Origin of the sequence: Pseudomonas sp. P7779 (assembly GCF_013386315.1) — a bacterium.
Classification (GTDB): Bacteria; Pseudomonadota; Gammaproteobacteria; order Pseudomonadales; family Pseudomonadaceae; genus Aquipseudomonas.
Map to the genome: position 1 here is coordinate 1 of NZ_JACARZ010000144.1, position 5507 is coordinate 5507.

The following is a 5507-nucleotide window of genomic DNA, read 5'->3' on the forward strand; positions in this document are numbered from 1 at the left end:
AGCCCGCTCCCACATTGGATAGTCGTTGTTTTCCAGACCGTGTTCCCGCAGCGAGAACCCCATGTCTCAAACTCCACCCACCGGCCAACCCGCCTACGTCTTGCACAGCCGCGCCTACCGCGAGACCAGCGCCCTGGTGGACTTCCTCACGCCCCAAGGCCGCCTGCGCGCGGTCTTGCGCAGTGCACGCGGCAAGGCCGGCACCCTGGCGCGGCCCTTCGTGGCCCTGGAAGTGGAGTTTCGTGGACGCGGCGAGCTGAAGAACGTCGGCCGCATGGAAGCTGCCGGCGCCTCCAACTGGCTCAACGGTGAGGCGCTGTTCAGCGGCCTCTACCTCAACGAATTGCTGATCCGCCTGCTCCCCGCCGAAGACCCGCACCCCGGCGTCTTCGATCATTATGCCGCCACCTTGCTCGCCCTCGCCGAAGGCCGTCCCCTGGAACCGCTGCTGCGCGCATTCGAATGGCGCCTGCTGGATGACTTGGGCTACGGCTTCGAACTGAGCAACGACCTGCACGGCGACCCCATCGCCGCCGACGGCATGTATCGCCTGCAAGTGGACGCAGGCCTGGAGCGGGTCTACCTGCTGCAACCCGGCCTGTTCCAGGGCACCGAATTGCTCGCCATGAGCGAAGCCGACTGGACCGCCCCCGGCGCCCTGTCCGCCGCCAAGCGCCTGATGCGCCAAGCCCTGGCCGTGCATCTGGGCGGTCGGCCACTGGTCAGCCGCGAGTTGTTTCGAAAGCCCTGACATCCCCGTGTATGCTGTGCAGCGATTCCTTCCCTCTTCAGGAGCGCTTTTCGTGACCACCAGCAATCGCATTCTTCTCGGCGTGAACATCGACCACGTAGCCACCCTGCGCCAGGCCCGGGGCACCCGTTACCCGGACCCGGTCAAGGCCGCGCTGGACGCCGAAGAAGCGGGCGCCGACGGCATCACCGTGCACCTGCGCGAAGACCGGCGCCACATCCAGGAGCGCGACGTGCTGCTGCTCAAGGACGTGCTGCAAACCCGCATGAACTTCGAAATGGGCGTCACCGAGGAAATGATGGCGTTCGCCGAGCGCATTCGCCCGGCGCATATCTGCCTGGTGCCGGAAACCCGCCAGGAACTGACCACCGAAGGCGGCCTCGATGTGGCTGGCCAGGAAGCGCGGATCAAGGCTGCCGTGGAGCGCCTGTCGAAGATCGGCAGTGAAGTCTCGCTGTTCATTGATGCCGACGAGCGCCAGATCGAAGCTTCGCGCCGTGTCGGTGCCCCGGCCATCGAACTGCACACGGGCCGTTATGCCGACGCGACCACACCGACCGAAGTTGCCGACGAATTACAGCGCATCATCGACGGCGTCAACTGCGGCCTGGGCGAAGGCCTGATCGTCAACGCCGGCCACGGCCTGCACTACCATAACGTCGAAGCCGTGGCTGCGATCAAGGGCATCAACGAGCTGAACATCGGCCATGCGCTGGTGGCTCATGCGCTGTTCGTCGGCTTCAAAGGCGCCGTCGCCGAGATGAAGGCCTTGATTCTGGCCGCCGCCAAACATTAAAAGAGCGCTGAAGATCCAATGTGGGAGCGGGCTTGCTCGCGAAGGCGGTGGGTCTGTTACTCATGCATCGTCTGACACGCCGCTTTCGCGAGCAAGCCCGCTCCCACACAAGCCCGCTCCCACATGTGGCAATGCGAACCCTTACTGTTTAGGTGATGCCGGTGTATGGTATCTGCCCTTTGCGGGGCTCGGACCCGCGGCAGATACGTGAGGTTGTTGTGTCCCAATCGTTTTCCCGTCGACAAATCCTGGGTGGTCTTGCCGGTCTCGCGGTGGTGGGCGTCGGTGCCGGTGGCGCCTATCGCTACTGGCTCGGGAAGGTGGCAGAGGCCGAGGCGGGGCACGATTACGAGCTGATCGCCGCGCCGCTGGACGTGGAGCTGGTGCCGGGGCACAAGACCCAGGCCTGGGCCTTCGGCCCTTCGGCGCCGGGCACCGAGTTGCGAGTGCGCCAGGGTGAATGGCTGCGGGTACGCTTTATCAACCACCTGCCGGTCGCCACCACCATCCACTGGCATGGCATACGCTTGCCGCTGGAAATGGACGGCGTGCCGTATGTCTCGCAATTGCCGGTACTGCCGGGCGAATACTTCGACTACAAATTCCGCGTGCCCGATGCCGGCAGCTATTGGTATCACCCCCACGTGAACAGCAGCGAAGAACTGGGCCGTGGCCTGGTGGGCCCGCTGATCATCGAGGAGCGCGAACCCACCGGTTTCAAGCACGAACGCACCCTGAGCCTGAAAAGCTGGCACGTGGACGAAGAGGGCGCTTTTGTCGCCTTCAGCATTCCCCGCGAAGCGGCCCGGGGCGGCACCGCCGGACGCCTGTCGACCATCAATGGCGTGTCCCAGGCGGTGATTGATTTGCCGGCCGGGCAGATCACCCGTGTGCGCCTGCTCAACCTCGATAACACCCTGACCTATCGCATCAACATCCCCGACGTTGAAGCGCAGATCTATGCCCTGGACGGCAACCCCATCGAACCGCGCCCGCTGGGCAAGGAATACTGGCTCGGCCCTGGCATGCGCATCTGCCTGGCGATCAAGGCGCCGCCCGCCGGTGAAGAATTGTCGATCCGCAACGGCCCGGTACGCCTGGGCACCTTCCGCTCGGTGGCCAGCACCGACACGGCGACCGAATGGCCGCCTGCGTTGCCGGCGAACCCGATTGCCGAGCCGGACCTGGCCAATGCCGAGAAACTCAACTTCAATTTCGAATGGGTTGGATCGGTCTCGGTGAACGTGGACAATAAGCCACCGAGCCTGTGGCAGATCAACGGCCAGGCCTGGGACATCACCGACAAGACCTGCGCCGACCGCCCGATTGCCAAGCTTGCAAAGGGCAAGAGCTACATTTTCGAATTGAAGAACATGACCCAGTACCAACACCCGATCCACCTGCACGGCATGAGTTTCAAGGTCATCGCCTCGAACCGCCACAAGGTGATTCCGTACTTCACCGACACCTACCTGCTGGGCAAGAACGAGCGTGCCCGCGTGGCGCTGGTGGCGGATAACCCGGGTGTCTGGATGTTCCACTGCCATGTGATCGACCACATGGAAACCGGCCTGATGGCCGCCATCGAGGTGGCGTGATGCGCCAGTTTCGCCCCACGGCGATTATCGACCGCAGCCGCGACCAGGACTTCATGCGTGAAGCGCTGGCCCTGGCTGCCCAGGGTGCCGCGCTGGGCGAAGTGCCGGTGGGCGCGGTGCTGGTGCAGGATGGCGAAGTAATCGGGCGCGGCTTCAACTGCCCCATCAGCGGCAACGACCCCAGTGCGCATGCCGAGATGGTCGCGATTCGGGCCGCTGCTCAGGCTGTCAGCAATTACCGGCTGCCGGGCAGCACGCTCTACGTCACGCTGGAGCCGTGCAGCATGTGCGCCGGGCTGATCGTGCATTCACGGATTGCCCGGGTGGTGTACGGCGCGCTGGAGCCGAAAGCCGGGATTGTGCAAAGCCAGGGGCAGTTTTTTACCCAGGGCTTTCTCAACCATCGGGTGCTGTATGAGGGCGGGGTGTTGGCCGAGGAGTGCGGGACGGTGTTGAGCGAGTTCTTCAAGGCGCGAAGAGCCAAAGGCTGACGCGATACCCTGTGGCGAGGGAGCTTGCTCCCGCTGGGCTGCGTAGCGGCCCCAAAATCTGGGGAGCGCTGCGCACTCCAGCGGGAGCAAGCTCCCTCGCCACAACAGCAGTCTTATTTCTTCGCGACAATCACCGCCCGCATCGGCGCCGGCAGCCCTTCGATGGTCTTGCTGTGATCTTCAGGGTCCAGGAAGTCGCTGAGGGACTGATACTTCATCCACTCCGTACCGCGCTGTTCCTCGACCGTGGTCACGCTCACGTCCACACAGCGCACCTCACTGAAGCCCGCACGTCGCAGCCACAGCATCAGCGCCGGCACCGACGGCAGGAACCAGACGTTGCGCATCTGCGCGTAGCGGTCTTCCGGCACCAGCACTTGCTGCTGATCGCCTTCAACCACCAGCGTCTCCAGCACCAGCTCCCCACCCTTGACCAGGCAATCCTTCAGCGCCAGCAAATGCTCGATGGGCGAGCGGCGATGGTAGAACACGCCCATGGAAAATACCGTGTCGAAGCCTTCCATGTTCGACGGCAGGTCTTCAAACGGGAACGGCAGGTGCCAGGCCTTGGGCGTCGGCAGATAACGCTGCACCGCCTGGAACTGGCAGAAGAACAACCAGTTCGGGTCGACGCCAATCACACTGTCGGCGCCGGCGCCGAGCATGCGCCACATGTAATAGCCGTTGCCGCAGCCCACATCGAGGATGCGTTTGCCCTTGAGGTCCAGGTGCGGCGCGACCCGTGACCACTTCCAGTCCGAGCGCCATTCGGTGTCCACGTGCACGCCGAACAGATCGAACGGGCCCTTGCGCCACGGGCAAAGGCCCATCAGCGCAGTACGCATTTGCGCACGGGTGTCGTCGTCGCAGTCGGTATCGAGCACGAGGCCGTTCAGCAGGTCGATTTCACTGGGCATGATCTTCGGCAGCGCATCCAGCGCGCTCTGCCAGCGTTCCAGGTCGCCATGGCCTTTTTCCATCTTTGCATCGAGTTGCGCTTGCAGGCCCTGGGCCCAGACGGCCAGGGGAGTGCCGACCAGATGGCGGGCGAGGGGAGACAGATCAATCATGGCAAGGCAATCAACGAGGCAAAGTTAAGACACTGGAACCACGGCACGACTTTCGAGAACCCGGCCGCCAGCAGGCGTTCGCGGTGTTCTTCGAGGCTGTCGGGCTTCATGACGTTTTCGATGGCGCTGCGCTTCTGGGCGATTTCCAGTTCGCTGTAGCCGTTGGCACGCTTGAAGGCGATGTGCAAATCGGTGAGCAGCGCATGTTCTTCCGGGTCATTGAAGCGCAGCTTTTCCGAAAGGATCAGCGCGCCGCCCGGCAGCAGCGATTGGCGAATGCGCGAGAGCAAGGCCAGGCGTTGTTCGGGGGCGATGAATTGCAGGGTGAAGTTCAGCGCCACTACCGAAGCCGGCTGGAATTGCAGGGCGAGGATATCGCCCTCGATCACCTCCACCGGCAGCAACTCCTGGAACATCGAATCCTGGCCGTTGAGGTATTCGCGGCAACGCTCGACCATCGCCGCCGAGTTATCCACCGCGATCACCCGGCAACCGTCGGTGCGCACGTGACGGCGCAGGGCCTGGGTCACCGCGCCAAGGGATGAACCGAGGTCGTAGAGCACACTATTGGGCTGGGCAAACTGCGCCGCGAGTACGCCGAGGTTCTCGACGATGGTCGGGTAGCCGGGCACCGAGCGCTTGATCATGTCCGGGAAAACCCGCACCACGTCTTCGTTGAAGGCGAAGTCCGGCACCTGGGGCAGGGGCTGGGCGAATAGGCGATCGGGTTCTTTGCTCACGGCTGTTCCGGCGACGAAGGGGGAAAGCCGGGCATTTTAGCGTAGGAGCTGGCTTGCCGGC

General features: G+C 63.7%; 6 protein-coding genes. 4 read left to right on the forward strand and 2 right to left on the reverse strand.

What is annotated here, in order from left to right:
- Nucleotides 1-61: 61 nt before the first annotated feature.
- The 4 genes from recO (at nt 62) to tadA (ending at nt 3636) form a co-directional block, all read left to right on the forward strand.
- Nucleotides 62-751: a DNA repair protein RecO gene (recO, locus tag HX869_RS29660; RefSeq protein WP_093201548.1), complete on the forward strand. Its 690-nt coding sequence runs from the start codon at nt 62-64 to the stop codon at nt 749-751.
- Between the two features lie 52 nt (nt 752-803).
- Nucleotides 804-1547, forward strand: coding sequence for a pyridoxine 5'-phosphate synthase (gene pdxJ, locus HX869_RS29665; protein WP_003210427.1), 744 nt, complete (start codon nt 804-806; stop codon nt 1545-1547).
- A gap of 218 nt (nt 1548-1765) precedes the next feature.
- The gene (locus tag HX869_RS29670; protein WP_087695164.1) at nt 1766-3145 is read left to right on the forward strand and encodes a multicopper oxidase family protein; all 1380 of its coding nucleotides are present in this window, start codon (nt 1766-1768) and stop codon (nt 3143-3145) included.
- A complete protein-coding gene (tadA, locus tag HX869_RS29675; RefSeq protein WP_003210422.1) occupies nt 3145-3636 on the forward strand; it encodes a tRNA adenosine(34) deaminase TadA in 492 nt (163 codons plus the stop codon). The genes HX869_RS29670 and tadA overlap by 1 nt, the downstream gene beginning before the upstream one ends.
- A 113-nt stretch (nt 3637-3749) precedes the next feature.
- Here the strand turns inward: tadA and cmoB are convergent, their stop codons facing one another.
- Together cmoB and cmoA are read right to left on the reverse strand one after the other, a co-directional pair.
- Complete coding sequence (cmoB, locus tag HX869_RS29680) at nt 3750-4706, reverse strand: tRNA 5-methoxyuridine(34)/uridine 5-oxyacetic acid(34) synthase CmoB (protein ID WP_003210420.1); 957 nt, start codon at nt 4704-4706, stop codon at nt 3750-3752.
- Nucleotides 4703-5446: a carboxy-S-adenosyl-L-methionine synthase CmoA gene (gene cmoA, locus HX869_RS29685; protein WP_093201534.1), complete on the reverse strand. Its 744-nt coding sequence runs from the start codon at nt 5444-5446 to the stop codon at nt 4703-4705. The genes cmoB and cmoA overlap by 4 nt, the downstream gene beginning before the upstream one ends.
- Nucleotides 5447-5507 lie beyond the last annotated feature (61 nt).

What these genes read in the sequence shown, in the direction of transcription:
- recO (WP_093201548.1), top strand. Translation starts at nt 62, where the DNA reads ATGTCTCAAACTCCACCCACCGGCCAACCCGCCTACGTCTTGCACAGC.
- tadA (WP_003210422.1), top strand. Translation starts at nt 3,145, where the DNA reads ATGCGCCAGTTTCGCCCCACGGCGATTATCGACCGCAGCCGCGACCAG.
- cmoB (WP_003210420.1), bottom strand. Translation starts at nt 4,706, where the DNA reads ATGATTGATCTGTCTCCCCTCGCCCGCCATCTGGTCGGCACTCCCCTG.